Source organism: Actinoalloteichus spitiensis RMV-1378 (assembly GCF_000239155.1).
In the GTDB taxonomy this organism is placed as follows: domain Bacteria; phylum Actinomycetota; class Actinomycetes; order Mycobacteriales; family Pseudonocardiaceae; genus Actinoalloteichus_B; species Actinoalloteichus_B spitiensis.
The window spans coordinates 1-2176 of the sequence record NZ_AGVX02000818.1; the positions used below are offsets into that span (position 1 = coordinate 1).

3 protein-coding genes are annotated in these 2176 nt (G+C 71.0%); 1 reads left to right on the forward strand and 2 read right to left on the reverse strand.

Features of this window, described 5'->3' with window-relative positions; genetic code table 11:
* Positions 1 to 76 precede the first annotated feature (76 nt).
* Together ACTIDRAF_RS0225650 and ACTIDRAF_RS0225655 are read right to left on the reverse strand one after the other, a co-directional pair.
* Positions 77 to 832, reverse strand: coding sequence for a peptidoglycan recognition protein family protein (locus ACTIDRAF_RS0225650; protein ID WP_026066498.1), 756 nt, complete (start codon positions 830 to 832; stop codon positions 77 to 79).
* The gene (locus ACTIDRAF_RS0225655; protein WP_016701504.1) at positions 829 to 1017 is read right to left on the reverse strand and encodes a hypothetical protein; all 189 of its coding nucleotides are present in this window, start codon (positions 1015 to 1017) and stop codon (positions 829 to 831) included. The genes ACTIDRAF_RS0225650 and ACTIDRAF_RS0225655 overlap by 4 nt, the downstream gene beginning before the upstream one ends.
* A 366-nt stretch (positions 1018 to 1383) precedes the next feature.
* Between ACTIDRAF_RS0225655 and ACTIDRAF_RS0225660 the strand changes: the two genes are divergently transcribed.
* Positions 1384 to 2176: MFS transporter (locus tag ACTIDRAF_RS0225660; RefSeq protein ID WP_026066500.1), on the forward strand; the 793-nt coding region annotated here is incomplete at its 3' end.

The following is a 2176-nucleotide window of genomic DNA, read 5'->3' on the forward strand; positions in this document are numbered from 1 at the left end:
GGGCCCGGTTCCGGGCGGGTGGTCCGTTCGGAACCGGGCCCCGCCGGTCACCGCCGGGGCGGCCGGCCGGGCGCCGTCAGAGCGGCGCGGTCCACGCCGCGTTCCAGGTCGCGGGACCGACGATGCCGTCGGCGGTGAGCCCCTTCTCCCGCTGGAAGGCGAGGCAGACGTCCTTGGACGCCTGCCCGTAGGCCCCGTCCACCGTGATCGACCAGCCGCGCTCGCGCATCCGCCCCTGCCAGGTGGACACGCTCGCGTGGCGGGTGATCGGCGGATAGCTGAAGTACACGCCCGGCCAGGCGGGTGGAGTGCCCGGCCCTCCGCCTCCGCCTCCCGGGTCGAGCGTTCCGTCGCCGACCATCCCGTAGAGGATCTCCCCCGGGCACGCCGTCGCGACGTGGTCCCGGTGGCCGGTGATCCCGTTCGCCGCGCCCCCGGTCGCCCGCAGCGTGTCGATCGCCGACCTGATCCCGTTCACGAGCTCGCTGGGAACCGAGTCCGAGGAACCGATGAGCGCGCACACCGCGTACCAGTTCTGGTTTCCCGAATTCGATCCGTTGGCAGCCGTTCGGGTGTTGATCCCCCGACCCGTGAAAACGTGGTCGTGCACGCACACCAGGTACGTGTAGGCGATGTCGGCCCACCCGTTGCCGTCCATGTGCTGGTTCTGGATGCCGCGCACCTGGGCGGCGCAGTCGGCGTGGTCCTGCCTGGCCACCGAGCCGGCACCGACGTAGTGCACGGCCACCCCGCCGTTCTGCGGGGTGATGTTGGTGGACCTGCTCGTCCACGCGCGGGCACCCCAGCCCGAGCGGCTCACGAAAGTCGTCACGGCCGGTACTCCCTGTCGCAGTCGACGCCAGCGTCGAGCGGTTCGCCGGTGAACGGGTCGGCCGTGGCGGCATCCCGTTGCCCGGCGACGGCGGTGGCGGGGACGAGCGCCAGCCCGGCGGTGGCGACGGCCGCGAGACCGGCCGCCCCCAGGAATCTTCGACGGTTCGTCGTATTCTCGGACACCACTGATCCTCCCCAGTGACAGACTTTGGATCTGGGTTGCGAGTTATCGTGAACTGAAGTGTGGAACGGCGTTCGCGTACTATTCCGCGCTCTTTTCCGCCGTTATCGTCGAAATGCTCCCGGAAGCAACGGAAGCGTACCCCGGGCTCCTGGGGTGATCAATGCTCAACTGGCGATGTGCGCATGTTTGTAAGAAACCTACAATGCCGAGGGCTGGTCAGCCGTCGACGACGCCGGTCGGGACTCGTGCGCCCGCCGTCGTGCGTCCTGCGCACCCGACCAGCCGAACGGCCCAGCGCTGGCCTCCGATGACCCCGCGTCCGGTCCGGCCGGTAGGGCCGCCCCCGGCCGGGGTAGTTCCGAAGGGTGCGACCAGAGCCGAGCCGCACCGGCGGCAGCGAGGAGCCCGACCCCCGACGCTGGCGAGCACTGGGCATCACGCTCGGAGCGGGCTTCATGGGGCTGCTCGACGTCAGCATCGTCAACGTCGCCCTGCCCTCGATCCAGCGGGGGCTGGCGGCGTCACCGGCTGACGTCCAGTGGGTCGTCTCCGGATACGCCCTCACCTTCGGCCTCACCCTCGTCGCGGGTGGCAGGCTCGGTGACGCCGTCGGACGCCGACGCATGTTCCTCATCGCCATCAGCGCCTTCGCGGTCACCAGCGCCTTCGCGGGCGCGGCGCACCACATCGGCGTGCTCGTCGTGGCCCGACTCCTCCAGGGAGCCGCCGCCGGCCTGCTGACCCCGCAGAACACCGGTCTCATCCAGGACCTCTTCCGAGGCGCCGAACGAGGTCGGGCTTTCGGGGTGTTCGGGGCGACCGTGGGGATCTCCACGGCGGTGGGACCCGTCCTGGGCGGGGTGATCATCGGTCTCTTCGGCGCCGACACCGGATGGCGCTGGGTCTTCTACGTCAACGTGCCCATCGCCCTGCTCACGCTGGTGGCCGCGCTGCGCCTGCTGCCGAGGAACACCGGGCGGGGCGCGGTGGGACGCCAGCTCGACCTCGTCGGCGCGGGACTGCTCGGTGTCGCGGTGTTCACGTTCCTCCTGCCGCTGGTCCAGGCCGAGGACGGCGGACTGGCCCGCCTCTGGTGGCTCTTCGCCGTCTCGGCTCTCGCCCTCCTGCTCTTCCTGCGGTGGGAGCGGCGGGGGGCGC